This window comes from Streptomyces sp. CNZ301 (assembly GCF_004217425.1).
In genome coordinates this window covers 1337196-1362545 of the sequence record NZ_SHLG01000001.1, presented here as the reverse complement: position 1 = coordinate 1362545, position 25350 = coordinate 1337196, and the positions used below count along the sequence as shown (strand labels likewise).

At 72.1% G+C, this 25350-nt stretch carries 22 protein-coding genes and 1 pseudogene; 7 read left to right on the top strand and 16 right to left on the bottom strand.

Features of this window, described 5'->3' with window-relative positions:
- Nucleotides 1-4: 4 nt before the first annotated feature.
- Genes EV375_RS06150 through EV375_RS06130 form a run of 5 tightly spaced genes read right to left on the bottom strand, consistent with a single transcriptional unit; the run spans nt 5 to nt 5228 of the window.
- Nucleotides 5-1534, bottom strand: a complete 1530-nt coding sequence (locus EV375_RS06150; protein ID WP_130298545.1) for an acyl-CoA synthetase — start codon at nt 1532-1534, stop codon at nt 5-7.
- Nucleotides 1535-1537: 3 nt separating this feature from the next.
- Nucleotides 1538-2878 (bottom strand): MFS transporter, encoded by a 1341-nt coding sequence (locus EV375_RS06145; RefSeq protein ID WP_130298544.1) that lies wholly within the window; start codon nt 2876-2878, stop codon nt 1538-1540.
- A 42-nt stretch (nt 2879-2920) separates the two neighbouring features.
- Entirely contained in the window at nt 2921-3379 is a 459-nt protein-coding gene (locus EV375_RS06140; RefSeq protein ID WP_130298543.1) for a MaoC family dehydratase, read from the bottom strand.
- The gene (locus EV375_RS06135; RefSeq protein ID WP_130301649.1) at nt 3376-4278 is read right to left on the bottom strand and encodes an amidohydrolase family protein; all 903 of its coding nucleotides are present in this window, start codon (nt 4276-4278) and stop codon (nt 3376-3378) included. Before EV375_RS06135 ends, EV375_RS06140 begins: the two co-directional genes overlap by 4 nt.
- Before the next feature lie 35 nt (nt 4279-4313).
- On the bottom strand, nt 4314-5228 hold the full coding sequence (locus EV375_RS06130) for an SDR family oxidoreductase (RefSeq protein ID WP_130298542.1): 915 nt from the start codon (nt 5226-5228) through the stop codon (nt 4314-4316).
- 121 nt (nt 5229-5349) lie between these two features.
- Between EV375_RS06130 and EV375_RS06125 the strand changes: the two genes are divergently transcribed.
- Both EV375_RS06125 and EV375_RS06120 read left to right on the top strand, forming a co-directional pair.
- Nucleotides 5350-6207, top strand: a complete 858-nt coding sequence (locus tag EV375_RS06125; protein WP_486588315.1) for a PaaX family transcriptional regulator — start codon at nt 5350-5352, stop codon at nt 6205-6207.
- Nucleotides 6208-6299: 92 nt separating this feature from the next.
- A pseudogene (locus tag EV375_RS06120) lies at nt 6300-6882 on the top strand (Uma2 family endonuclease).
- A 44-nt stretch (nt 6883-6926) separates the two neighbouring features.
- Here the strand turns inward: EV375_RS06120 and EV375_RS06115 are convergent.
- The 9 genes from EV375_RS06115 to EV375_RS06075 form a co-directional block, all read right to left on the bottom strand.
- On the bottom strand, nt 6927-7583 hold the full coding sequence (locus tag EV375_RS06115; RefSeq protein WP_130298541.1) for a GntR family transcriptional regulator: 657 nt from the start codon (nt 7581-7583) through the stop codon (nt 6927-6929).
- Nucleotides 7584-7715: 132 nt separating this feature from the next.
- Nucleotides 7716-8249, bottom strand: coding sequence for a hypothetical protein (locus EV375_RS06110; RefSeq protein WP_130298540.1), 534 nt, complete (start codon nt 8247-8249; stop codon nt 7716-7718).
- 424 nt (nt 8250-8673) lie between these two features.
- Nucleotides 8674-9708: a winged helix-turn-helix domain-containing protein gene (locus tag EV375_RS06105; protein WP_130298539.1), complete on the bottom strand. Its 1035-nt coding sequence runs from the start codon at nt 9706-9708 to the stop codon at nt 8674-8676.
- Nucleotides 9709-9913: 205 nt separating this feature from the next.
- Complete coding sequence (gene sucB, locus EV375_RS06100) at nt 9914-11659, bottom strand: 2-oxoglutarate dehydrogenase, E2 component, dihydrolipoamide succinyltransferase (RefSeq protein ID WP_130298538.1); 1746 nt, start codon at nt 11657-11659, stop codon at nt 9914-9916.
- 102 nt (nt 11660-11761) lie between these two features.
- Nucleotides 11762-13150 carry a dihydrolipoyl dehydrogenase gene (lpdA, locus tag EV375_RS06095; protein ID WP_165434685.1) on the bottom strand — a complete coding sequence of 463 codons (1389 nt, stop codon included), beginning with the start codon at nt 13148-13150 and terminating at the stop codon, nt 11762-11764.
- A 335-nt stretch (nt 13151-13485) separates the two neighbouring features.
- Nucleotides 13486-15054, bottom strand: a complete 1569-nt coding sequence (locus EV375_RS06090) for a leucyl aminopeptidase (protein ID WP_130298536.1) — start codon at nt 15052-15054, stop codon at nt 13486-13488.
- 213 nt (nt 15055-15267) lie between these two features.
- Nucleotides 15268-16038, bottom strand: a complete 771-nt coding sequence (locus tag EV375_RS06085; protein WP_130301647.1) for an adenosylcobinamide-GDP ribazoletransferase — start codon at nt 16036-16038, stop codon at nt 15268-15270.
- A gap of 605 nt (nt 16039-16643) precedes the next feature.
- Entirely contained in the window at nt 16644-17765 is a 1122-nt protein-coding gene (locus tag EV375_RS06080; protein ID WP_130298535.1) for a nicotinate-nucleotide--dimethylbenzimidazole phosphoribosyltransferase, read from the bottom strand.
- A gap of 105 nt (nt 17766-17870) precedes the next feature.
- On the bottom strand, nt 17871-19088 hold the full coding sequence (locus EV375_RS06075) for a bifunctional adenosylcobinamide kinase/adenosylcobinamide-phosphate guanylyltransferase (protein ID WP_165434684.1): 1218 nt from the start codon (nt 19086-19088) through the stop codon (nt 17871-17873).
- 83 nt (nt 19089-19171) lie between these two features.
- Here EV375_RS06075 and EV375_RS06070 point away from each other — a divergent pair, with 83 nt between their 5' ends.
- A complete protein-coding gene (locus EV375_RS06070; protein ID WP_130298533.1) occupies nt 19172-19399 on the top strand; it encodes a hypothetical protein in 228 nt (75 codons plus the stop codon).
- Nucleotides 19400-19591: 192 nt separating this feature from the next.
- Here the strand turns inward: EV375_RS06070 and EV375_RS06065 are convergent, their stop codons facing one another.
- On the bottom strand, nt 19592-20326 hold the full coding sequence (locus EV375_RS06065) for a methyltransferase domain-containing protein (RefSeq protein ID WP_130298532.1): 735 nt from the start codon (nt 20324-20326) through the stop codon (nt 19592-19594).
- Nucleotides 20327-20390: 64 nt separating this feature from the next.
- Nucleotides 20391-20990 carry a DUF3043 domain-containing protein gene (locus EV375_RS06060; protein WP_130298531.1) on the bottom strand — a complete coding sequence of 200 codons (600 nt, stop codon included), beginning with the start codon at nt 20988-20990 and terminating at the stop codon, nt 20391-20393.
- A 453-nt stretch (nt 20991-21443) separates the two neighbouring features.
- On the opposite strand from EV375_RS06060, the gene EV375_RS06050 reads away from it, so the two are divergent.
- The 4 genes from EV375_RS06050 (at nt 21444) to EV375_RS06035 (ending at nt 25035) form a co-directional block, all read left to right on the top strand.
- Nucleotides 21444-22247, top strand: a complete 804-nt coding sequence (locus EV375_RS06050) for a PspA/IM30 family protein (RefSeq protein WP_130298530.1) — start codon at nt 21444-21446, stop codon at nt 22245-22247.
- 108 nt (nt 22248-22355) lie between these two features.
- Nucleotides 22356-22634 carry a PspA-associated protein PspAA gene (gene pspAA / locus EV375_RS06045; protein ID WP_130298529.1) on the top strand — a complete coding sequence of 93 codons (279 nt, stop codon included), beginning with the start codon at nt 22356-22358 and terminating at the stop codon, nt 22632-22634.
- Nucleotides 22635-22852: 218 nt separating this feature from the next.
- On the top strand, nt 22853-24319 hold the full coding sequence (locus tag EV375_RS06040) for a sensor histidine kinase (protein ID WP_207227991.1): 1467 nt from the start codon (nt 22853-22855) through the stop codon (nt 24317-24319).
- A complete protein-coding gene (locus EV375_RS06035; RefSeq protein ID WP_130298528.1) occupies nt 24316-25035 on the top strand; it encodes a response regulator transcription factor in 720 nt (239 codons plus the stop codon). The genes EV375_RS06040 and EV375_RS06035 overlap by 4 nt, the downstream gene beginning before the upstream one ends.
- The last annotated feature ends 315 nt before the right edge of the window (nt 25036-25350 follow it).

The following is a 25350-nucleotide window of genomic DNA, read 5'->3' as shown; positions in this document are numbered from 1 at the left end:
CAGGCTAACCGCCGGGTGGAAGGGGAAGTTCGCGGAGTTTCTGCTTCTGGATCTTGCCGGAACCGGTGCGGGGCAGCGAGTCGACCTCTTCGAAGTACGCGGGGATCTTGTACTTGGCGAGGCGTGCGGTGAGGAACGAGCGCAACTCCTCGGCGGTCGCGCGGGTTCCGGGGCGCGGCGTGAAGAACGCGCGGCCCGTCTGCCCCCACTTATCGTCCGGCACGCCGACGACCGCGCACGCCGCGATCGAGGGGTGCTCGAAGAGGACGGCCTCGATCTCGGCCGGGTAGACGTTCTCGCCTCCGGAGATGTACATGTCCTTGACCCGGTCGACGATGGTGATGAAGCCGTCCTCGTCGCGCGTCGCGACGTCCCCGGAGTGGAACCACCCGCCCTCGGAGAAGGCAGCCGCGCTCGCTCCGGGGTCGTTCCAGTAGCCCGGCGTGACGTTGGGCCCCTGGATGAGGACTTCGCCCCGCTCGCCCGGTTCCGTTTCCGTCAGGTCGGGCCGTACCAGGCGCACATCGGCGAAGAAGACCGGAACGCCCGCCGATCCCGCCCGCTCGACGCTCTCCGCCGCTTCGAGCCACGTCGCGCCGGGTGCGGTCTCGGTGAGGCCGTAGCCCTGGCAGAAGACCAGACCCCGCTCCTGGTACGTGCGGATCAGCGCCTCCGGGACGGGCGCGCCACCGGAGATCAGGTGGCGCAGCGAGGAGAGGTCGGCTTCGGGCCATCGCGGGGACTGGGCGAACGCGGCGAACATCGTCGTCACGCCGAACATCCAGGTGATGCGGTGCGCGGCGATCAGGTCGTAGCAGGCGCCGACGTTCCACGACGGCATGATCACGCTGCATCCGCCCTTGAGGAACGTGGGCAGCAGCGTCTGGTTGAGCGCGGCGACGTGGAAGAGCGGGGCGCTGATCAGCGTCACCTCGTCCGAGGCGATGTCCAGGCCAACCATCAGATTGAGCGTGTTCCAGATGATGTTGGCGTGCGTGAGGACGGCGCCCTTGGGCCTGCCGGTGGTCCCGGAGGTGTAGAGGATGAATGCGGGATCGTCGCGCGAGACCGTGGCGTCGAGGGGCGAGGGATCACCCGCGGCGAGCCACGGCTCGTAGTCCCGCTCACCCGGGGACGGGTCGCGCAGGGCAACGACGCCGCGCAGGCCGCCGCGCGCGGTGAGGTCGGCCGTGGTCTTCGCGCACTCGGGGCCGTACACCAGCAGCGAGGCTCCCGAGTGGCCGAGCACGTAGTCGAGTTCGGGGGCCGTGAGGCGGAAGTTGAGCGGTACGAAGACGCCGCCGAGCATGTGCGTGGCGAACATCGTCTCGGCGAACGCCGGGTGGTTGGGCCCGAGATACGCCACCCGGTCGCCGGGCCCCACGCCTTCGGCTCTCAGCTGCGACGCGAGCCGGGTGCTGCGCCGGTGGACCTCGGCGTAGGTCACCGCGTCGCCCTCGTGGACGAACGCGGTGCGGCCCGGCGAGAGTTGAGCCCTCCGGCCGGGCCACGACCCGATGCCCTGGTTGTGCATCCCTCAGCTCCTGATCAGGGGACGGGGGCCGGCCTCGGGCTTCTCGGTGAGGTCCCGGTCGCGGGTCTCGCCCAGGATCAGGATGCTCACCACGGTCAGCGCACAGAATCCCGCGACGACCATCGAGATGGTGAGAGTCCCGGCCCCGCCGGTCGCGCGCTGGATCTCGGCGAAGAGCAGCGGCGCCAGTCCCGCGCCCAGCCCGGCGAGCTGGTAGCCGAGGGATGCGCCGGTGTAGCGGCTGCGGGTGCTGAAGAGTTCGGCGCACAGCGCGGCCAGCGGCCCGTACATCATCGGGTGGATGACGGACTGGCCCAGCACGAGCGCCACCGTCAGCAGCAGTGCGCTTCCGGCGTCGGCCATCGGGAAGAGGGCGAAGGCGAAGATGCCCATGGCGACCGCACCGGCGAGGACGACGGGCCGCCGCCCGACCCGGTCCGACAGCGCGGACCAGCCGACGATCGCCGGTACCGCCAGCGCGGAGGAGAGCGTGAGCGCGTTCAGCACGGTCTGCCGCTCGTGGCCCGCCTGGACGCCGTGGGCGATGAGGAACGTCGTGAGTGTGCCCTGCGCGACGAACGCCGCGAGCCCGACCGCGACGGCCAGCAGCAAGTTGCGCGGATGGCGCCGCAGCACGTCGAGAAGGGGCAGCTTGCCGTCGCTCCCGGTGCGCGCCGCCGCGAAGACGGGAGTCTCCTCGACCCGCAGCCGCACGAACAGGCCGACGGCCAGCAGCACGACGCTCAGCAGGAACGGAACGCGCCAGCCCCACGCCAGGAACGCCTCGTCGCCGACCACGGCGCCGGTCCCGGTGAGGGCAGCGGTGGAGAGCACCATGCCGAAAGGTGCGCCCGCGTTGGTGAAGGACGCCCACAGCCCGCGCCGCGACGTCGCGTGCTCGGCGGACATCAGGACGGCGCCGCCCCACTCGCCGCCGACCGCGACCCCCTGCAGGACGCGCAGCAGCACCAGCATGACCGCCGCCCAGCTGCCGATCTGCTCGTAGGTCGGGAGCACGCCGATGAGGAAGCTGACGGCGCCCATCAGGGTCATCGTCATCACGAGCATGCGTTTGCGGCCCAGCCGGTCGCCGAAGTGCCCGAAGACGACGCCGCCGAGGGGGCGGGCCAGGTAGCCGGCGGCGAAGGTGCCGAGGCTCGCCACGGTGCCGGCCAGTGGGTCCAGGTCGGTGAAGAAGACCTTGCTGAAGACGATGGCCGAGGCGGTGGCGTAGAGGAGGAAGTCGTAGTACTCGATCACGCTGCCGATGAAGCTGGACGTGACCGCGCGGCGGAGCTGGACGTTCCGGGGTGATGGGGTGGATGACGCTGCGGTGCCGGCCATGACTGGCCTCCCGTGTCGGTGAGTTACAGGGGGAGCGTGAGCTCAGGGGTAGTGGCGGTAGAGGGCCTGGCCTGCACACGCCGGTTTGTCGGAACCGTCCAGTTCGACCGTGAAGTCGAGTTCCATCTGGACCCCGCCTCCGGACACGTCCGACACGGTGCCGACCTTGCCCGTCAGGCGGATCCTGCTGCCGACGGGGACGGGGCTGGGGAAACGCACTTTGCCCAGCCCGTAGTTGACGCTCATCGAGACGCCGCTGATCTGCAGCAACTGCGTGAAGAGCGGGATGACGAGGGAGAGCGTGAGGTATCCGTGCGCGATGGTGCCGCCGAAGGGACCGGAGGCGGCTGCCTCCTCGTCGACGTGGATCCACTGGTGATCGTCCGTGGCGTCGGCGAACGTGCCGACCCGCTCCTGCGTGATCTCCAGCCAGTCGCTGCTGCCCAGGTCCTGACCGGCGAGGGCCTTCAGCTCCTCGACGCCGTGGACTGTGGTGGTCACGGGGTGGCTCCTTCCGACGTGGCGGCCGCCGGCTTCGTGAGGCCGAGCAGACGCGCCGCGTTCTCCTTGAGGATCTTGGGACGTACCTCGGGTTTGATCTCGAGCTTGTCGAAGTCGGAGAGCCAGCGGTCGGGCGTGATCACCGGGTAGTCCGAGCCGAAGAGGACCTTGTCCTTGAGCAGGCTGTTGGCGTAGCGCACCAGTTGCGGCGGGAAGTACTTCGGCGACCAGCCCGAGAGATCGATGTGCACGTACGGCTTGTGCGTCGCGACGGCCAGCGCCTCGTCCTGCCAGGGGAACGACGGGTGGGCGAGGATGATGCGCAACTCGGGGAAGTCCACGGCGACATCGTCGACGAGCATCGGGTTGCTGTACTTCAGCCGGATCCCGCCGCCGCCGGGCACTCCCGCGCCGATGCCGGTCTGGCCGGTGTGGAAGAGTGCGGGCACGCCCAGTTCCTCGATCGCCTCGTAGAGCGGGTAGGCCATCCGGTCGTCGGGTGAGAAGCCCTGGATGCTCGGGTGGAACTTGAAGCCGCGCACGCCGTGTTCGGTGACGAGCCTGCGCGCTTCCCGCACGGCCGCCCTGCCCTTCCACGGGTCGACGCTGCCGAAGGGGATCAGGACGTCGGCGTGCTGCGCACAGCTGTCGGCGACCTCTTCGTTGGAGATGCGCGGATGGCCCGTCGCATGCTCGGCGTCGACCGTGAACACCACGGCGGCCATGTTCCGTTCGCGGTAGTAGGCGGCCATCTGGCCGATGGTGGGCTGCCGTTCGGTGTGCGTCTTGAAGTACTCGGCGGAGGCGCCGAAGAGTTCGGGGCTGAGCGAGCCGTGCCCGTCGGCCGACACCTCGGCGTGGGTGTGCACGTCGATCGCCGTCAGCTGCTCGGCGTCGATGGCCGGTTCGCGGGGTGTGCCGTCGGCCCGGGTCATCACTGTGCCTCCGGCGGGCGCGGTGCGGGAATGCCGTACGTCTCCGGCTGGGCGCCCGGGCCCGACTTCCAGGAGGCGGCGATGGAGTCCGCGTCCCATCCGCCGTCGGCGTAGGCCGGCGTCTTCTCCTGCGGGTGCGACCACAGGGCGAGTTTGTCGCCGCCGATGCCGATGGCCTGACCGGTCACGTCGGAGGCGGCATCGGAGGCGAGGAAGACGACGAGCGGCGCGGCGTCCTCCGCCGTTCCGAACCCCTCGTGCTTGCGCAGCCATTCGGGCAGCGGGCTGCCGGTCCTCTCCGCTTCCTCGATGACGGGCGCGAAGGCTGGGATCGTCTTCGTCATCTCGGTCGCGGCGACGGGGACGATCGCGTTCGCCGTGATGCCGGCGCGTGCGAGCTCCATCGCCCATGTGCGGGCCATGGCGACGATGCCGGCCTTGGCGGCCGCGTAGTTGGTCTGCCCGAAGTTGCCGCGCTGCCCGGCGGGGGAGGAGACCAGGATCAGCCGTCCGCCGGTGCCCTGTTCCCGCATCCGTACGGCCGCCGCGCGGGCGCAGGTGAACGTGCCGCGCAGATGCACGCCGACGACGGTGTCGAAGTCCTCGTCCGACATCTTCCACAGCACCTTGTCGCGCAGTACGCCCGCGTTGGTGACCATGACGTCCAGTCGCCCGAAGTTCTCGACCGCCGCGTCCACCAGGGCGTCCGCCGTGGAGGCGTCACCGACGGGAGCGACCACGGACACCGCCCGGCCCCCGCCGGCGGTGATCTTCTCGACCGCGGCGCCGGCGGCCGCCGCGTCGACGTCGTTGACGACGACGGACGCGCCGGCGGCGGCGAGCGCCTCCGCGTAAGCGAGGCCGAGGCCCCGGGCGCTGCCGGTGACGACCGCTGCTTTCCCGGACAGGTCCATGGGCACGTACCTCTTTCGGCCACTGCTGCTCTTGCGTCGTACGCCAAGGAACGTAAGGCAGTTCTGAGACGGCCGTCAATAATGTGCACAACATCGCTTCCCGGCGGCTACGCTCGTCAACGTGACGCCCAGCAGCTCGGAATCAGAAGAACCGGACCGGGGCCCCGGCCCCGCCGTCCGTCCGCAGTCGCTCATGTTCAGCTTCTTCGGCATCCATGTACTCGGGCGCGGCACCGGCGTCTACTCCGGCAGCGTCATCGACGTCTTCGCACGTGCCGGCGTCGGCGAGGAGGCCGTGCGCTCGACGCTCGCCCGGATGGCCAAACGCAACCTCCTGGTGCGCCACCGTCAGGGCCGCAAGGTGTACTTCGCCCTCACACCGCACGCGGAGGAGGTGCTCCAGGACGGGCACCGCCGCATCTGGGAGACCGGAGCCGTCAACCGGGACTGGGACGGCACATGGACGCTGGTCGGCTTCTCCCTGCCCGACAGCCACCGCCGCGAACGGCACGATCTGCGCTCACGGCTGCTCTGGGAGGGTTTCGGGCCGCTTCAGAACGGGCTGTGGATCGCCCCCGGCGAGAAGGACGCCGCAGCGATCCTCGCGCCGCTCGGGCTCGAGGAGTACGTCACCGTGCTCCGCGCGCAGGCGTTCAAGCCGACCGAGGCCGCCGACCTCGTACGCAAGGGGTTCGACGCGGCGTCGATAGCCGACGGATACCGGGAGTTCCTGCGGCGCTGGGACACCGGCAGCCGCCCTCCGCTGCCCGCCGCGCCCGACGACCTGGCCCGCCAACTGATGCTGCACACCGACTGGTTGCGCCTCGTCCGCCAGGACCCGCACCTCCCCGCGGAACACCTGCCCGAGGACTGGCCCGCGATCAGGGCGGAGACCTGCTTCCGTGCACTGGCCCGCAAGTACGAGCCGACGGCGGCCCGCCTCGCCGACGAGGTCCTCGACGTCATGCCGGTCACGTGAGAGGTCACTCACCTGAGTGCACCCCCGGCGGAGAGGGCTGCCGCGCCCTTCTGTTCCGCCAATACTGGCCTTCGCCTGAAAGGGGGTACTCCATGACGGTCATGGCCGAGCGCACGTCTCAGATGCAGGTCGAGGAGTTCGAGGAGATCGCCTCGAAGGCCCGAGACCGTCATGTTGGAGTTCATCGACGGACGGATCGGGGTCAAGAGCATGCCTGACGGGGACCACGCCACCATCACGATGTGGTTGATCAGGCAGTGCATCCAGTCCCGGCCGGACCTGGATCTGCATCCTGAGCAGGGCCTGAAAGTCGGGTTGTACCGTAACGGCCGTGCCCGGGCCGATGGTGTGCTCGCTCCAGTGGCTCACTTGGCCGGGCAAGGGGAGTGGGCGGATCCGAGCGGTGTGCTGATGGTGCTGGAGGTGACCTCCTACGACGAGGACACCGACCGGCGGGACCGCTGTGAGAAGCCGTCCGCCTACGCCGCAGCGGGCATCCCGGTCTATTTGCTCATCGACCGGGACTCCGGCACCGTCGTCGCGCACAGCGGCCCGGACGAGGAAGGGGATCGCTACCGGGACATCCACACCTCCCGTTCCGGGGAGAAGGTGGAGATCCCGGAGCCCGTCGGCATGGAGCTGGACACGGAGATCCTCAAGAACTATGTGCACTGAGCGGCGTCCACCCCGCAGGGGCCCCGGTCAGGCGCCCGGCGGGCTCAGGCTTCGCCGTCCCGCGGTGCCGGCGCGCAGCCCATGACATGCGCCTTGACGAGCTCCGCGATCCGTGGATCGCGCCGGCGGAAGGCCTCCATGACCGCCTCGTGCTCCTCCGCGTACGACTGCTGCACCGTCCCGAGCCAGCGGATCGACAGCGCCGTCCACACCTCGATGCCCAGCGACTCCCACGTGTGCAGCAGCACGCTGTTGCCCGCCGCCCGCACCATCTCCCGGTGGAAGGCGACGGTGTGCCGCACCTGGGCCTCGCCGTCACCGGCACGGTCCGCCTCGTACAGCGCGGCCACGTGCGGGGCGAGTGCGGACGCGTCACCGGCCAGGCGCGGAGCCGCCAGTTCGGCGGCGATCTGCTCCAGCCCGGCGCGCACCGGGTAGATCTCCTCCAGATCGGCCGCCGACAACTCCCGTACGCGCACGCCCTTGTTCGTCGCCGACTCGATCAGCCGCAGCGTCTCCAGTTCGCGCAGCGCCTCCCGCACCGGCGTCTGGCTGACCTCCAGTTCCACGGCGATCCGCCGCTCCACGATCCGCTCACCGGGCTTCCACCGGCCGCTGACGATGCCGTCCACGATGTGCTCGCGGATCTGCTCGCGCAGCGAGTGCGCCAGCGGCCGGGACGGGGACGGAGTCGAGGTCACGGGAGCGGGTCCTTCCTGGGGCGGTCCGGGAGGCCGGTGGTGCGAGTGGGCTCGGCGGGGACGGTGCTTCGACGATACGACCCCGCAGGTTACGGGCGCGCCGGCCGGGGGCCACGATCCGTGAGGGTTTCGTCACGAGCCCCATCCGGTTGCGGCCACCACGTCCCGCGCGATCTTCACGACGGAGCGGCCGTCGGTCGCCACCCGCACGGTGTCCGCGGGCACCCGTTCCTCCAGCAGCCGGGCCTTGCGCAGACTGGAGCGCAGCGCGTCCTCCAGCTCCGATCCGCGCTCGCGTTCCGTCAGGCGCTCGGTCGCCGCCCCGTCGGAGGCTGTCAGCAGGATGCGCACGACGCGTACGTCCGTACCCATGGCGCGCTGGAAGAGGACCCCCATCCGGGGCATGACGGCGAGGGTGTTGGTGTAGATCAGGCGCCGGTACCCGAGTTCCGCGTAGTTGGCCCACACGGCGGTGAGGTTGCGTTCGACGATCCCCGTGCGGTCGGGGTCACCTGCCGGCGCGGGGTGGACCTGGCCCATGAAGTCGCCCTCGATGACGGCGTGCGCGACACCGGAGGCGCGCAGCCGGGCCGAAACCTCCCACCCCACGCTTGACTTGCCCACCCCGGCACGGCCTCCGATGAGGAGCGCTTCGGCGTTGTCCATCCCGGCAGCATGCCCGCCCTTGACGGTCCGGCGCGACCGGCGTGTGCGTTCGCCCTCCCGGACCGCGTCCTCCCGTGCGGCTCCCCGGTGCGGCCAACTCGCCTCGCTCGTACGTGTGTTGGGTCATCTGACCTGTGTGTTGTGCCTGTGGCTTCATCAACCTGGCCGCGGGGCCGTGTGTGAGTCACAGTCCTTGACGTGCAGGGCGTGCTCCGCCCTGGGCATGGGGGGACAGCAAGGAAAGACCCGGGCGGCGCCCGGGTCTGCCTCTGTCGGGGCGGCCGTCGGTCGTGAACGGCGAGCAACTCCGGCCACGGCCGCCCGAGGGTGCCCCTGCCTGCCCGCAACCGCAGGCGGGGGCTCGCTGTCCGGGGCGGCCCGCTGCGCGGGCGGCGTGCGCGCACGCGCTCCGCCGTCACCGCCGTCACATATGTCCCGAGTCCGCCGACTGCTGCCGCAGCAGCGCGCCCCCTGCCGAACTGAGCTGGTGGAAAACGCTGTTGGCGTGCCGGTGACTGACGATGAGACCGGCGTCCCGCAGCACCGCGGCGTGCTGGCTCGCGGCCGAGGGCGAGATGCCGACGCGGCGGGCGAGTTCGGTCGTGTTCGGGACGGTGGCCGTGGCACGCAGCACTTCCGCGCGTGTCCTGCCCAGCAGCCGCGCGAGGGCGTCACCGGAGGGCGAGGGCTCAGCGGCCCTGTGGTGCGGGACGAGGGACATCCACCGCGCGTCGCGGTCCAGGGGATACAGGATGGTGGGCGGCAGTTCGGGGTCGGCCAGCGGCACCGGGCGGTTCCAGAGGAACTGGGAAGGCACCAGCAGCAGTCCCCGCCCCCGCAGGTGCAGATCGCGGTCGACCGGGTGCCCGGGTATCTCCAGCACGGGCGGCCGCCAGCGCATCGCGGGACGGAAGCTCGCCAGCAGACCCTGCGCGCCGTCCGCTCCGCCCGTGTGCAGTGCGCGGACGCGCAGCGCGCGGTCGGCGGCCGCGCGCCGGCGGATCGCCTGCCAGTACGGCGTCACTGCCCGCGCGTGATAGCCGGAGATCATCTCCCCGAGGTGCCTGCGGGCGTGGGGGGACCGGTCCGTCAGGTCCTTGGCCCAGCTCGGGGCGCCGACGCGCGCGTGCAGGACGGCCAGTTCGCGCGAGATGCGCTCGCGCGGCGTGGCGACGACGGCCTCGATGCCTTCCTCCAGACCGAGCAGTCCTTCGGGCGGGGTGAGGAAGTCCGGGAAGTAACTGGCGTCGGGCACGAGCGACATCAACTGCCGTACGTCGTCGGTTCGTCCGTGTCCCCGCAGGCCGGCCCGGACGCGGCGGCGCCAGTCCGCGAACGGCAGCCTGCCGTAGCGGGCCCGCAGCATGTGCAGGCTGAAGACCGTCTCCCAGAGCGGATCGGGGCCCTCTGCGACGTGCGTGCGCGCGAGGTCGGTACCCGTGAAGTGGATGCGCAGCATGGGGGGTTCTCCGGTGTTTTGTGCCGGGCCCAGATCGTACGCGTGGACGCCCCGCTCCCGGGGGCCCTTTCCGTAAGCGGCCCCTGCGCTTCTCGGCTGCCCACGCCCTCGGCCGGGCGGGAGGCCGGACGGCAGTACGGCGACGGCCCCGCACGGAGCAGCCGGAGCTGTCCGTGCGGGGCCGTCCCGGTCCTTCAGCGGTGGGTCACAGACCCAGTTCGCCCTCGAACTCGCCTGCTTCCAGGCGGGCCTTGACGTCGCTGAGGTAGCGCGCGGCGTCCGCGCCGTCGACCAGCTGGTGGTCGTAGGACAGGGTCAGGTAGACCATGTCGCGGATGGCGATCGTCTCGCCCAGCTCCGGGTGGTCGACGACCATCGGACGGCGGACCGTCGCGCCGATGCCGAGCTCCGCGACCTGCGGGTAGTTCACGATGACCGTGTCGAACAGCGCACCGCGCGAACCGGTGTTGCTGATCGTGAACGTGCCGCCCGACATGTCGTCCGGGCCCAGGCCGCCCTCGCGCACCTTCTTCGCCAGCTCCGCCGTCTTGCGCGCGATGCCCGCGAGGTTGAGGTTTCCCGCCTCCTTGATGACGGGGACCATCAGGCCCTTCTCGGAGTCCACCGCGATGCCGATGTTCTCGACGTCGTGGTAGGTGATCGTGCCGTCGTCGTTGAGCCGCGAGTTGACGGACGGGTGCGCCTTGAGCGCCTCCGCCGCCGCCTGCACGAAGAACGGCATCGGGGAGAGCTTGACGCCCTCCCGGGCCGCGAAGGCGTCCTTGGCGCGCGCCCGGAGCCGCATCACGCGCGTGACGTCGACCTCGACCACGGTGGACAGCTGCGCCTGGTTGTGCAGCGCCTTCATCATGTTCTCCGCGATCACCTTGCGGATACGCGGCATCTTCACCGTCTGGCCGCGCAGCGGAGAGGGCTCCAGCTTCGGCGACTTGGGGGCCGTAGGGGCACCCGCTGCCGCGGCGGCCGGAGCCGGTGCGGCAGCCTTGGCGGCCTCCGCCGCGGCGGTGACGTCCTGCTTGCGGATGCGGCCGCCGACGCCCGAGCCCTTGACGGTGCTCAGGTCGACGCCCTGCTCGTTGGCCAGCTTGCGCACGAGTGGGGTGACGTACGCGCCGTCGGACTCGCTGACGGCGGGAGCGGCGGACGCGGCGGGCGCGGGAGCCGGTGCGGGCTTCGGCGCCGCGGGGGCGGGAGCCGGAGCCTGCTCAGCCTTCGGTGCGGGGGCGGGCTCGGCCGGCTTGGCCGGTTCCGGCTGCGGCTCGGGGCGGGCCTGCTGCGGCTCGGCTGCCGGCTCCGGCTGAGCGGCCGGTGCCTCGGCCGCCGGCGCCGCGGAGGCCCCACTGCCGATCACGGCCAGCTTCGCGCCGACCTCGGCGGTCTCGTCCTCGCCGACGACGATCTCGAGCAGCGTTCCGGCGGCGGGCGCCGGGATCTCGGTGTCGACCTTGTCGGTGGAGACCTCGAGCAGCGGCTCGTCGGCCTCCACTTCCTCGCCGACCTGCTTCAGCCAGCGGGTGACGGTGCCCTCGGTGACCGACTCGCCCAGCGCGGGAAGGACCACGTCCGTGCCCTCCGCCGAGCCGCCGCCCCCGCCGCCGGCAGGAGCCGCCTCGGCCGCGGGCTGCGCCTGCTGCGGCTCGGCTGCCGGCTCCGGCTGAGCGGCCGGTGCCTCGGCCGCCGGCGCAGGGGAGCCGCCGTCGTCGATCACGGCCAGTTCGGCGCCGACCTCGACCGTCTCGTCCTCGGCGACCTTGATGGAAGAGAGCGTTCCGGCGGCGGGCGCCGGGATCTCGGTGTCGACCTTGTCGGTGGAGACCTCGAGCAGCGGCTCGTCGGCCTCCACTTGCTCACCCTCGGCTTTCAGCCAGCGGGTGACGGTGCCCTCGGTGACGCTCTCGCCGAGCGCCGGCAGGGTTACGGAAACCGCCATGGTTTCGGTTGCTCCTAACGGAATGGTGCGGATGCGGGAAGCGCCCGGACTCTTCCCCTACTGCCGTGCCCCTCGCTGAGCGGGGGCCAGGGGAGGCCTTGATCAGTCGTGGGAGTGCAGAGGCTTCCCCGCGAGGGCCAGGTGGGCCTCGCCGAGCGCCTCGCTCTGTGTGGGGTGCGCGTGGATGAGCTGCGCGACCTCGGCCGGCAGCGCCTCCCAGTTGTAGATGAGCTGGGCCTCGCCCACCTGCTCGCCCATCCGGTCACCGACCATGTGGACGCCCACCACAGCACCATCGCGGACCTGGACCAGTTTGATCTCGCCCGTGGTGTTGAGGATCTTGCTCTTGCCGTTGCCGGCGAGGTTGTACTTGAGGGTGACGACCTTGTCGGCCCCGTAGATCTCCTTGGCCTTCTCCTCGGTGACACCGACGGAGGCGACCTCCGGGTGGCAGTACGTCACCCGCGGAACGCCGTCGTAGTCCACCGGCACCGGGTTCAGCCCGGCCAGCCGCTCCGCGACGAGGATGCCCTCGGCGAAGCCGACGTGTGCGAGCTGCAGCGTCGGGATGAGGTCGCCCACGGCCGAGATCGTCGGCACGTTGGTGCGGCAGTACTCGTCGGCGAGGACGAACCCGCGGTCCATGGCGACCCCGGCCTCCTCGTAGCCCAGGCCCTGCGAGACGGGGCCGCGGCCGATGGCGACGAGCAGGATCTCCGCCTCGTACTCCTTGCCGTTGGCGAGGCTGACCTTCACGCCGTCGTTCGTGTACTCGGCCTTCTCGAAGAAGGAGCCGAGCGAGAAGGAGATGCCGCGCTTGCGGAACGCGCGCTCCAGCAGCTTGGAGCTGTTCTCGTCCTCGGCGGGAACGAGGTGGGGGAGGCCCTCGACGATCGTCACGTCCGTGCCGAACGACTTCCAGGCGGAGGCGAATTCGACGCCGATGACGCCGCCGCCCAGGATGATCGCGGACTGCGGAACGCGGTCCAGGAGCAGCCCGTGGTCGGAGGAGATGATGCGGTTGCCGTCGATCTCCAGCCCGGGAAGCGACTTGGGGACCGAGCCGGTCGCCAGGAGGATGTGCCGGCCCTCGTAGCGCTGCCCGTTGACGTCGACGGACGTGGCGGACGACAGCCGGCCCTCGCCCTCGACGTAGGTGATCTTGCGGGAGGCGACGAGGCCCTGGAGGCCCTTGTACAGCCCCGAGACCACGCCGTCCTTGTACTTGTGCACCCCGGCCATGTCGATGCCCTCGAAGGAGCTCTTCACGCCGTACTTCGCACCCTCGCGGGCCTGGTCGGCCAGTTCGCCGGTGTGCAGCAGCGCCTTGGTGGGGATGCAGCCCCGGTGCAGACAGGTGCCGCCCAGCTTGTCCTTCTCGATCAGGGCGACGTCCAGACCCAGCTGCGCCCCGCGCAGGGCAGCGGCATAGCCGCCGCTACCGCCTCCGAGGATCACTAGGTCGAAAACGGTGCTGGCGTCGTTCGCCACGTCACGTCCTCCATGCATGGGTACGCCGGAGCCGGCCTGTTCTCAGACCGGGCGGCTGTATTGCGGCCGCTGTACTGCTCGGCCCTGGACTCGGCTTGGTGAAGCCGCGCTGGGGCCCTGTCCTGCCGGGAACCCATCTTCGCACTTGTCGGCACGATGCGGGACGCGGGGCCGTGTACCCGGCGGTACGGCCACGATCGCTCTCGGCGAACCAGGCCGTACCGCCGGGCGACTGCACGACGTACCCCTCGAATACGGCGGGAAGTGTGACGATGCTCACGCAGCCCGGCACGCACTCGCGGGGAGAGGGAGAAACCGGCGAACGCCGGGCCGCCTCAAGGAAGCTCGCCCGCCGCGGCACGCTCGGCGAGACGCACCAGCGTGCGCACCCCGGAGCCGGTGCCGCCCTTGGGGGTGTAGCCGAAGGGGCCGGAGTCGTTGAACGCGGGCCCCGCGATGTCCAGATGAGCCCAGAGGACGTCCTCGTCGACGAACTCGTTCAGGAACAGGCCCGCGACGAGGCCGCCGCCCGGCCGCTCGCCGATGTTGGAGATGTCGGCGACGGGGGACTCCATGCCCTTGCGCAGATGCTTCGGCATCGGCATCGGCCAGGACGCCTCGCCCGCCTGCTCCGCCAGTTCGTGCACGGTGCTGCGGAAGTCGTCGTTGTTGCTGAGGACGCCGAAGGTGCGGTTGCCCAGCGCCACCATCATCGCGCCGGTGAGGGTGGCGACGTCGACGATCGCGTCCGGCGACTCCTCGCCCGCGCGGGTCAGCGCGTCCGCGAGCACCAGCCGCCCCTCGGCGTCGGTGTTGAGGACCTCGACGGTCTTGCCGCTGTACATGTGCAGGACGTCACCCGGACGAGTGGCCGACCCGGACGGCATGTTCTCGGCCAGCGCCAGCCACCCGGTGACGTTGACGCGCAGGCCGAGCCGGGCGGCCGAGACCACGGCCGCGAACACGGCGGCGGCGCCGCTCATGTCGCACTTCATCGTCTCGTTGTGGCCGACGGGCTTGAGGGAGATGCCGCCCGAGTCGTAGGTGATGCCCTTCCCGACGAGGGCGACGGTCTTCTGCGCCTTGGGGTGCGTGTGGGAGATCCGCACCAGACGCGGCGGGTTCTCCGAGCCCTTGCCGACGCCGAGGATGCCTCCGTAGCCGCCCTTGGCGAGCGCACCCTCGTCGAGCACCTCGATGTCCAGGCCGTGCTGCTTGGCGGCCTCCCTCGCGTGGTCGGCGAAGACGGCCGGAGTGAGGTCGTTCGAGGGGGTGTTGATCAGGTCGCGGGCGCGCACCACCTCGGAGGCGAGCACCTGGGCACGCTCGGCGGCGGCCTTGTGCGCCTTGTCCCGCGGCTTCGCGCCGATGACGGTGATCTCGGCGAGCGGCGCGCTCGCGCCCCCCTTGTCCTTCTTCTCCCCGGCGGCGCCGCCCTTCCTGCCGTTCTTGCGGCCCTCGTCGGAACTGCGGTAGGCGGTGAAGGAGTACGCGCCGAGCAGCGCACCCTCGGCGACGGCGCCCACTGCCGCCGCGTCGTCGACGGGCAGGGCGAACGCGGCCTTCTTCGTGCCGGCCAGGGCCCGCGCCGCCGTTCCCGCGGCGCGGCGCAGTGTCTCCAGGCCGTATGACTCGTGCTTGCCGGGTGCGTCGCCCAGGCCGACGGCCAGCACCACCGGCGCCTTGAGCCCGGCGGCCGGCGCCGGGAGCTTCGTGGTCTCGCCCTCGTTGCCGCTCGCACCGAGCGCGTCCAGGGTCGCGGCGAGCTTCCCGCCGTACGCCTTGTCCACGGCCTCGCCGCCGAGAGCGACGACTGGGCCCTTGGCGCCCTTGGCGACGCCGATCACGACCACGTCCGCGCGCTGGGTCGTGGCGGACGAAGTGCTGAGAGTCAGAGCAGACACGGTGAGAGGGACCTTCTTCCTGTTCGGACGCCGGAGCGCCGGATCGCCGGATACGGGTGAACGGCTCCCGGCACATCGGGCATCGTATGCCCGTACAACACGTGTTGTGCGGGAGACCTTACGCAACGCGTGACGGTCAACACCGGGGCCCGGGGCGGGTACTGAGGTCCGGGCCGGCGGGCGGACCGCAGGCCGGGCGTTGCGCCGGGCGGGTCAGCCGAAGGCCAGCACGACGAGCGTCACGGTGGCCGCGCACTCCGCGAGCGCACCGAAGACGTCGCCGGTGATGCCGCCGAGACGGCGGCGGCAGTGGCGCAGCAGCAGCTCCGCGACGGCCAGTCCGAGCCCCACGGCGAAGAGGTACGACACTGCGCCGAAGAGCGGGTTCCACCAGCCCACGACAGCGCCCGCGGCGGCGCTCAGCACGGCGACCGACGCGGCGACCATCACGGCCGTACGCACCGGAACCGTTCCGGCGACGAACGAGCCGAGCCCTTCCGGACGGGCGGCAGGAACACCCGAACGAGCTGCGAGGGTGAGCGCGGTGCGCGCTGTGACGGCCGAGACGATGACGGCGAGCGCTCCGGGGGCCCAACCCCCCTGGCCGTAGAGCTCGTTGAGGACCGCGACCTGCGCCAGCAGCACGAGGACGAGGGTGACCACGCCGAACGGGCCGATGTCCGGCTGCTTCATGATCCGCAGTGCGCCCTCGGCGGGCTTGGCGCTTCCCAGGCCGTCCGCGACGTCGGCGAGGCCGTCGAGGTGCAGGGCCCGCGTGAGCACGGCGGGCACGGCCACGGAGACGACGGCGGCGAGCAGCGAGGACGTGCCGAGCAGCAGCGCGAGCAGGCCCGCGGCGGCGGCGGTGAGCCCGACGAGCAGACCCACGAGCGGAGCCCACTCCATTCCGCGACGTGCCGAACCGCGGTCCCAGCGTGGGACGTTCACAGGAAGGACGGTGAACGTGCCGAGAGCGAAGCGGATGCCGTCCTCGGCGGAGGCGACCGCATCGGCGGCCTTCCCGGAGCCGTTGCCCGAGCCTGTGCCGGAGCCGTTGCCGGAGCCCTTGCGGCCGTCGTCGCCGGCCGGCTCCGCGGACCCGCGGGTGTCTTCCTCGCGGGGCGCCTCGTAAGACTTCTCCCCGCGGGGCGCACAGGATTCGCCGGGTTCGCGGGTCCGGGCGTCGTGGTCCCGGGGCCCGCCGGGCCCGCCGGTCTGTCCGGGGTCGTCCGGGGGAGTGGTGTCCATCGGAACGCAGGCTAGCGCTTCACGCTCCGCGACGGCACCGCCCGCGCACGACGAGGCAAGGCCGGCGCGGAGGCGCACCGCGGTTGCCGGCGTCGGCCGGCCCCGGCCGGCACTCCCGGCCTGCCGGGCCTCTGCCCGGCGGGACGCCCCCGGGGAGAGGCCCGGCCCGTCGGCCCCGTCGGTCCGCGTCGTACTTCGTTGTCAACTCGTCCCCGGCGCCGCAGAGTTCGCAGGTCCGCCCGTCCTGCACGCTGCCCCATGCACCCGGTTGACCGGGAGGGCTTCACCGAGGGCGGCTCGCGGCGGGTCGAGCGGGATGCGCACCCGGTACCGGTGAGCGTTCAAGTCACGTCCAGCGCCGGGGGGTTGGCTTCGTCGGAGTATCCGTCGTCCTTCTTCTCGTCCTCGGCGTCCTCCGACACGGGCAGCTGCGCCGCGAGTTCGGCCGCCGCCTGCACCATCGGCAGGGCCAGCAGAGCGCCTGTGCCACCGCCGACCTCGATCCGCTGCTCGAGCAGCGGATCGAGGGCCATGCGGTCGAGCGCCTTCGCCTGCGCGGGCTCACTGCTCGCATGCCCGGCGACCCACCAGTCAGGGGCCCGGAAGGCGACCCGCTGCGCAACGAGCGCGCACGCCGCGGTGACGACGCCGTCGAGCACGACGGGCGTGCGGCGTACCGCGGACTGGAGCAGGAAACCGGTCATGGCCGTGAGGTCGGCGCCCGCGACCGCGGCCAGCAGCTCCAGCTGATCGCCCAGTACGGGCCGCGCACGGCGCAACCCGTCCCTGACGGCGGCGCACTTGCGCATCCACGTCAGGTCGTCGATCACGCCGCCGCCCCGGCCGGTGACGACGGACGCGTCCGTTCCGCACAGCGCTGCGATCAGCGTCGCCGCGGCCGTCGTGCCGCCGACGGACAGATCGCCGAGAACGACGAGGTCCGTGCCCGCATCCGCCTCCTCGTCCGCGACGGCCATCCCCGCACGGAAGGCCGCCTCGGCCTCCGGCCCGGTCAGCGTGTCCTCGGTGTCGAGGCGGCCGGAGCAGCGGCGCACCCGGTGGCGGGTCACCTCTTCCGGCAGTTCCGACGGGTCGCAGTCGAGCGCCATGTCGACGATCCTGACCGGGACTTCGAACCTGCGGGCGAGGATCGCGGCGGGCGTCGTGCCCTCCAGCGTCTCCCGTACGAGCGTGTGCGCCGTACCGGCACGGCGGGTCGAGACGTCCAGCGAGGCCACACCGTGATCGCCCGCGAAGACCACGAGCCGCGGCTGCCGCAACGGTTCGACGGGCACCCGTCCCTGAGCCGCCGTCAGCCACTCGCCCAGCTCGTCGAGCCTGCCCAGCGCCTCGGCCGGCAGGCCCGTCCGCGCCCTTCGCTCCTCGGCGTCCCGGCGCAGGCCGCCGTGCGGGCGCTCGATGAGATCGGAGAAGTCGTCCAGGTCCAGGGTGCGGTCAGTCATGTAGGCGAAGGTTACGGCACGGTGCCCGTGCGTACGGCGGTGCGGTGCGTACGCGCACAGGGGTCGTGCCGGGGCGCCGCGGCTCCGCCCGAGGGGCCCGTGCCGTCAGCCGCGCAGCGGCTGCGCGATCCCGGCGGTGACCAGCAGTACGTGCTCGCACTCGCCGGCGAACTCCGTGTTCAGACGGCCCAGTTCGTCGCGGAAGCGGCGCCCCGACGATGTTTCGGGGACGATGCCCGACCCCACCTCGTTGCTCACCGCGACCACGGTCCGGCGGGTTCCGCGCAGCGCCGAGACGAGCGCCGAGACCCGCTCCCTGAGCATGCGCGAACCGACGGTGGCCCAGCGCTGGTCGTCCCAGGCGCCCACGGTGTCCATCGCGTCCGTCAGCCACAGGGCGAGACAGTCTATGAGCAGGGGCGGGCCCGGCTCCTCCAGCAGCGGCACCAGATCGCAGGTCTCGGTGGTGCGCCAGGAGGGGGGACGTCGTTCCTTGTGCGCGGTGATCCGGGCCGCCCACTCGGAATCGCCTTCGCGGGTACCGCCGGTCGCCACGTAGACGACGCCGGGGAAGGAAGCCAGCCGCTGCTCCGCCTCGACGGACTTCCCGGACCGCGCCCCGCCGAGTACGAGCGTGCGGCGCGGAATCTCGGGGATGTCCGGGTAGTCGCCGACGACGAGGGTCGTCCCGTCCGGTTCGGCGTGGGCTCCCGCAGCGGCGAGGCGCCGGCGCAGCTCGGGGCCCGGCGGCACGTCGTGGTCGATGTGGACCGCGACGACGTCGGTGGCCGGGCCGACCGCACCCGCCTCGCGCAGCCGGGCGAGCGCCTCGGGGCGGCCGAGCATGTCGAGCAGCACCATGTCGTAGGGGGCGGAGACCGGTTCGCGCCCTTCCTCGAGACCGGCCGGGGCGGCCCGTGGCGGCAGGTAGAGGAGGCGTTCTCCGCCGGGGCCGGTCACCTGGTAGCCGGTGCCGGGCGCGTCCAGGGCGAGGGCACGCACGCGGTGGCCGCTGATGAGCGCGAGCTCCTGCCGCTCGGCGACACGCAGCGGCGCGGGCAGCCCCGCGGGGAACTCCGTGGCGGGGCCTTCGTGCGGGTGCGTGAGCAGCACCTGACGTACGCCGTGCAGTGACCGTCCCGCACGGGCGGCGGCGAATGCGGGGCCGGGGGTGAGGTCGAGGAGCAGCGTGCTGTCGACGAGAACGGCCGTGGCCGCGCGCGTGTTCGTACGGCCCCTGGCGCAGGCGGCGCACACGGCGCACGGGCAGTCGGGGCGCGGGAGACCGGAAGGGGCTCCGGTGCCGAGCAGTGTGAGTTCCACCCCCCGATCGTCTCGTGCGCGGTCGGCGCCCGCTCGCTCAGGACTAGTCTGCGGGCAGCAACAGTCGATCTCGGGAGGCATTCATGGCGTGGACGTGGCGGTTCGAGAAGGCCGACGGATCGGAGACCGAACCCGCCGTGGCGCCCGAGGAGTTCCCCACTCAGGGGGACGCCGAGTCCTGGATCGGCGAGGTCTGGAAGGACCTGCTTCAGGGCGGCACCGACCAGGTGACCCTGCTGGACGACGGCAGCAAGGTCTACGGCCCCATGAGCCTGCACGCCGAGGAAGGCTTCGAGGGCGAGAACGTGTAGCGGCCGGCGACGGCGGGCCGTGGCCGGAACCCGGCCGCGTCCCGCCCCCCAAGGGTCCTCGACCCCCGGTGACAGGGGGCGGGGCCACCGGCTCCCAGGAGCGGGACGAGCGCGTCGGAGCGGGAGCCGCCTCGGTGTCCGCCGCCCGCGCGTTCGCCGTCCCCGGCCGGCGCCGGAGGCGTCCCCTGACGGTCAGCCGCCGCGCACCCCGCAGATGTGCAGCATCGACGCCACGGAACGGTACGGATCGAGGCGTCCCGCGCGCTCCTCCACGGCGAGCATCCGCTCCGACTTCTCCTCCTCGGCGGGGCAATGGCTGCCGAATATCCCCACCCCGTACCACTGGCGCAGCGGCGTGCCGATCCCGGCCAGCCCCCTGGTGAGCGTCTCCACACGCAGCGTGCTGCCGGTCCGTTCCGGGAAGTCGAGCGCGGCCAGCGCCGCGTCCCAGTCGCCGGCCCTGCCGGGGTGCATGGCCAGGGCCGCGTCGTTGCGTATCAGCAGGGACATCAGTCCGCCGGGGGCCAGCACACGGGCGAGTCCGGCCAGGGTGGTGCCGGGACTGGAGGCCTGGAGCAGGCCGTCGTGGCACATCACCACGTCGAAGGCACCGGGCCGGAAGTGCGCGCCGGTGTCCTCGCTCCCACCGGTCACGAGCCGCACACGCCCGCGTGTCTCCTCCGGCTCCTCGGCGAGGTCCTTCTCGAAGAGTTCACGCAGATCGGGATCGGACTGAAGGCCGGTGACCGTGTGGCCCGCGCGCGCCAGCCTCAGCGCCTGGACACCGCGGCCGAGCCCGACGTCGAGCACACGCAGCCGCCGTTCGGCGTCGAACGCGGCCGATATCTGCTCGTCGAGCTGGCGGGCCAGGAGCCGCTGCGCGAGCTGTCCGGGATCAGTCAGGTCCACGGCGCACCCGCGGCACATCGACGGCGTTCCGCCGGGCCCGAGGCCGCGCACACGAGGGCGGCCCGGCCTCCCTGCCGCCCGTTCAGGGCTTCTCGCCGCGTGCGACCTGCGGCTTGGGCAGGCGCATCTTGCGCAGCTGGAGCGTACGCATCAGCGCGTAGGCGACGGCGCCGCGCCTGGACTCGTCCGGGAAGCGCTCCCGCAGGTCCCTCTTGAGCCGGAAGCCGAGCCCGATCGAGTCCAGCACGATCATCACGATCACGAACAGCCAGAGCAGGAGCGAGATGTTCTTCAGCTGGAGCGAGGGCATCATGCTCAGCACCAGGATGATCACAGCGATCGGCAGGAAGAACTCCGCGACGGACCACCGCGAGTCCACGTAGTCGCGGGCGTAGCGCCGTACGGGGCCCTTGTCACGCGCGGGCAGATAGCGCTCGTCGCCGCTCGCCAGCGCCTCACGCTGGCGGGTCATGGCGCTGCGGCGCGCCTCGCGCTGCCGCTTGGCGGCCTCCCTGCGGTTGGACGGCGCCTTCGCGAGCGTGCGGCGCTGCGACTGGGCCTCGCTGCGCTTGGGCGTCGGCCGGCCCTTGGGAGCCTGCGGGTCACGGGTCTGCTGGGGCTCGGCGGCGGTCACCTTCGCGGTGGGAGCGGCCTGCCCGTCCTTCGAACGGCTTCGGAACACGCCGCCAAGCCTACGGTGCGGCGCGGAGGTGCCCCAGAGCCCTGCCGGGAACGATCTCGCAACACCCGGGTTCGAGCCGGTGCGGAGCGGTCGCCGCGCCGCGTCCGGTCCGCCGGCACCCCTCGCGCCGCCCGTCCGGTCATCGCGCTGCATGTCCCCGACCCCACCCGCGCCCGCGCCCGCGCCCCCACCCGCGCCCGCGCCCGCGCCCGTGCCCGTACTGCCACGACTGCCATTGCTGCCACGACGGGACCACCGGCCGTGAGGCCCTCCACGTCGGCTGACCACGGGACGCGCCTACTCCTTGCGCCGGAGGTGTCACGCCCCGATCGTCCTTCAGGAGGAGCGCATCCGCGGTCGAACAGTGCGGTAATGGAACCAGGGCCCGTAGTCTTGGGTCTTGAAGGTGTGCTGCTGAGGCTCAGTCCGTTACGAAGGGGGCGCGCGAGGCCCATGAGCGGTGTCATGAAGCGTATGGGAATGATCTTCCGCGCGAAGGCCAACAAGGCCCTGGACCGGGCCGAGGACCCGCGCGAGACGCTCGACTACTCGTACCAGAAGCAGCTCGAGCTGCTTCAGAAGGTGCGCCGCGGGGTCGCCGACGTGGCAACGTCCCGCAAGCGCCTGGAGCTGCAGATGAGCCAGCTCCAGGGCCAGTCCACCAAGCTGGAGGAGCAGGGCAAGAAGGCCCTCGCCCTGGGGCGCGAGGATCTGGCCCGCGAGGCGCTCTCCCGCCGTGCCGCGCTGCAGCAGCAGGTCACGGACCTGGAGTCGCAGCACCAGACGCTGCAGGGCGAGGAGGAGAAGCTGACGCTCGCCTCCCAGCGGCTTCAGGCGAAGGTGGACGCCTTCCGCACGAAGAAGGAGACCATCAAGGCCACCTACACGGCCGCGCAGGCGCAGACGCGCATCGGCGAGGCCTTCTCCGGCATCTCCGAGGAGATGGGCGACGTCGGCATGGCCATCCAGCGCGCCGAGGACAAGACGGCGCAGCTGCAGGCCCGCTCCGGCGCGATCGACGAGCTGCTCGCCTCCGGCGCTCTCGAGGACCCTTCCGGCATGGCGAAGGACGACATCACCGCCGAGCTGGACAGGCTCTCCGGTGGTTCGGACGTCGAGCTGGAGCTTCAGCGTATGAAGGCCGAGCTGGCCGGCGGCTCGGAGAGCGGCGGGCAGCAGGCCATCGAGGGCGGCAGCGGCACCGGGCAGTCCCAGGGCCAGCAGCAGTCCCAGGACACCCCGAAGTTCGAGAAGTAGCGGCCGGCAGGCAGGCCGGGGCAGCGCCGCGGACGAGCGGCAGCCCCGGCTCCCGGGAGCAGTGACACCGAGAAGCAGCTGAGGGCCCCGCGCCAGAAGGAGAGCGGCATGATCGTACGGATCATGGGAGAAGGCCAGGTGAAGCTGGACGACAGCCACTTCGCCGAGCTGAACAAGCTGGACGACGAGCTGCTCTCCGAGATGGAGACGGGCGACGAGGAGGGCTTCCGCCACACGCTGGCGGCGCTCCTCAACGCGGTGCGGACGATGGGCTCGCCCCTGTCCGACGACGCACTGGAGCCCTCGGAGCTGATCCTGCCCGCGCCGGACGCATCCCTCGAAGAAGTACGGGAGATGCTCACCGACGGGGGCCTCATCCCCAACTGACCCGCCGGACCGGCCGGTCCGCGGAGCGCTCGGCGGACAGCCGGAGGGCCGACGGGGCCCAGGCTCCCACCGGCCCGTCCGGCCCCTCCGGCACTCCCTGCCGGACGGCCCGGCCCGGCGGATGCCGGCGAGACCGGCACCCTCGACGCTTCCGGCCCGTCCGGCAGGCCTGAGCAACAGACGAGCCCCCAATGACGCCGAAGCCCTCAGCAGGCACCATGAGCGATGTGCGGCAGTGGATGCATACGCATCCCTACGCGGTGGACGCACTCATCGCCGTGGGCGCCTTCGCGGCGATCCTGCTCGGCGCGGGCGCGCGAGCCTCCGGCCATGACATCAGCCCCGGCTTCGTCCGGCGCGAGATCGCCCCGCAGACGGTCCTGCTGGCGGCGCTGGCCTGCGGTGTGCTGGTGCTCCGCCGCCGGGCGCCGATGCCGGTGCTGTGCATCACCGCTCTGGTCACCGTCGTCGGCCTGGTCGTCGACCCGCGCGTGGGCGCCCCGTCCGGAGGCCACCGCGCGCCGATCGTGATCGCCGCGATCATCGCGCTGTACACGGTCTCCAACCGCACGGACCGAGTCACGAGCGTCCGCGTCGGCGCCGTGACCGTGGCGGTGCTCACGGCCGCGGGCATGCTGCTGGGCAGCCGCCCCTGGTACGCGCAGGACAACCTCGCCACCTTCGCCTGGACCGGGCTGGCCGCTGCCGCCGGGGAGGCGGTGCGCAGCCGCCGCGCGTTCGTCGACGCCATACGGGAGCGCGCCGAGCGGGCTGAGCGCACCCGGGAGGAGGAGGCGAGGCGCCGCGTGGCCGAGGAGCGCATGCGCATCGCCCGCGAGCTGCACGACGTCGTCGCCCACCACATCGCGCTCGTCAACGTCCAGGCCGGTGTCGCCTCGCACGTCATGGACCGCAGGCCGGACCAGGCGAAGGAGGCGCTGGCGCACGTACGGGAGGCGAGCCGGCACGCGCTGAACGAGCTCCAGGCCACGGTCGGCCTGCTGCGTCAGTCCGGGGAGAGCACGGCGCCGACCGAACCGGCGCCGGGGCTGGGCGTCCTGGACGAGCTGGTCGAGGGCTTCACCAGGGCGGGGCTGTCCGTCTCGGTGGACGTCGCAGCGGAGGGGGAGGACCCGCCCGAGGGGGAGGGCGGGGGAGCGCCCCGGGCCCTGCCGTCAGCTGTGGACCTGACCGCGTACCGGGTCGTGCAGGAGGCGCTGACGAACGTGCAGAAGCACGTCGGCGCGGGGGCGCACGCCGAGGTGCGGATCGTCACCCTGCCCGGCCGGCTGGAGATCACCGTCACGGACGACGGTGAAGGCGACGGCGACGGCGGCGGTGCAGCCCCCGAGGAGACGACAGCGGCAGCGCCCGCGGCGGAGCAAGGAGCAGCGGATCCGGCCGCCGCTCCCGCCCCGGCCCCGGCCCATGCGGCGGTCGGGGGAGCGGGCGTGCCGGGCGGCGGGCACGGCCTGATCGGGATGCGGGAACGAGCCGCCGCGCTGCACGGGCTGTGTGAGGCGGGTCCACTGCCGGAGGGCGGATTCCGCGTGTTCGTACGCCTGCCGCTCCGGCCCCGCGACCGCGCGGACGACCGCGCCGGTGCCGCGCACGGGAAGGGGTACGTGGCCACGGACGTGGACGGCGGGCCGGGCCCCCGGGCCGAGGAAGGCGCGTCGGCATGACGATCCGTGTGGTGCTGGCGGACGACCAGACGCTGCTTCGCAGCGCCTTCCGGGTGCTGGTGGACTCCGAACCGGACATGGAGGTCGTCGCCGAGGCCTCCGACGGCTCCGAAGCCGTCGACGCCGTACGTGCGACGGACGCCGATGTGGTGCTCATGGACATCCGGATGCCGGGTACCGACGGCATCGCCGCCACCCGGGCGATCACGAACGATCCGTCGCTCGCCGGGGCGCGGGTCGTCATCCTCACCACGTTCGAGGTGGACGGCTACGTCGTGCAGGCTCTGCGCGCGGGCGCCTGCGGCTTCCTCGGCAAGGGCGCGGAGCCCGAGGAGTTGCTGGCCGCGATCCGTACGGCCGCCAGGGGCGAGGCCGTGCTGTCACCGGCGGCCACGAAGGGGCTGATCGCCTCCTTCCTGGCGCAGGCGGGCCCGGACGCCGCCACGGAGACGGCCGGCGGGGAGCACGCCGGCAACGGGGAGGGAAGCCGGAACGATCAGGGCCCGCTCGACGTGCTCACCGGCCGGGAGCGCGAGGTGCTGACGCTGATCGGCGGCGGTCTCAACAACGAGGAGATCGCGCAGCGGCTGTCCGTCAGCCCGCTCACCGTCAAGACGCATGTCAACCGCACCATGTCGAAGCTGGGGGCGCGCGACCGGGCCCGCCTTGTGGTCACCGCGTACGAGAACGGTCTCGTGCGGCCCGGCTCGCACTGAGGAACCCGCGTCCCGGACCGCTCCCGGCCCGCCGCCGCAAGCCCCGTAAGGGATGTACGGCGAGGGCGGCCGCATCCCCCGGAGGCACACGTAGCCGCCGGTGGTCACCTCCGGCCCCGTGGCGAGGCCGACGTCCACGGCCCTCCCCTTGGGCCTCGCGGCCCGGGTGGTGCCCCCTGCTGGTCCGCCGTCAGGTCGTGGGCCGATGCGCGGGCGCCTTCCGGGAGGCTGAGCAAGGCCGTGGTCAGCAGCCGTGTGGCCAGGTGTCGCGAAGTGGCAGCGAGGAGTTCGACGGGACGTCCGGACGCGTCGGCG

Bases quoted from the DNA above. Each gene is read 5' to 3' on its own strand.
- EV375_RS06110 (WP_130298540.1), bottom strand. From the start codon at position 8,249: ATGGACAACGCCGAAGCGCTCCTCATCGGAGGCCGTGCCGGGGTGGGC.
- EV375_RS06040 (WP_207227991.1), top strand. From the start codon at position 22,853: ATGAGCGATGTGCGGCAGTGGATGCATACGCATCCCTACGCGGTGGAC.
- EV375_RS06070 (WP_130298533.1), top strand. From the start codon at position 19,172: ATGGCGTGGACGTGGCGGTTCGAGAAGGCCGACGGATCGGAGACCGAA.
- EV375_RS06050 (WP_130298530.1), top strand. From the start codon at position 21,444: ATGAGCGGTGTCATGAAGCGTATGGGAATGATCTTCCGCGCGAAGGCC.
- EV375_RS06065 (WP_130298532.1), bottom strand. From the start codon at position 20,326: ATGTGCCGCGGGTGCGCCGTGGACCTGACTGATCCCGGACAGCTCGCG.
- EV375_RS06105 (WP_130298539.1), bottom strand. From the start codon at position 9,708: ATGCTGCGCATCCACTTCACGGGTACCGACCTCGCGCGCACGCACGTC.
- EV375_RS06080 (WP_130298535.1), bottom strand. From the start codon at position 17,765: ATGACTGACCGCACCCTGGACCTGGACGACTTCTCCGATCTCATCGAG.
- EV375_RS06150 (WP_130298545.1), bottom strand. From the start codon at position 1,534: ATGCACAACCAGGGCATCGGGTCGTGGCCCGGCCGGAGGGCTCAACTC.
- sucB (WP_130298538.1), bottom strand. From the start codon at position 11,659: ATGGCGGTTTCCGTAACCCTGCCGGCGCTCGGCGAGAGCGTCACCGAG.
- EV375_RS06035 (WP_130298528.1), top strand. From the start codon at position 24,316: ATGACGATCCGTGTGGTGCTGGCGGACGACCAGACGCTGCTTCGCAGC.
- EV375_RS06130 (WP_130298542.1), bottom strand. From the start codon at position 5,228: ATGGACCTGTCCGGGAAAGCAGCGGTCGTCACCGGCAGCGCCCGGGGC.
- pspAA (WP_130298529.1), top strand. From the start codon at position 22,356: ATGATCGTACGGATCATGGGAGAAGGCCAGGTGAAGCTGGACGACAGC.
- EV375_RS06145 (WP_130298544.1), bottom strand. From the start codon at position 2,878: ATGGCCGGCACCGCAGCGTCATCCACCCCATCACCCCGGAACGTCCAG.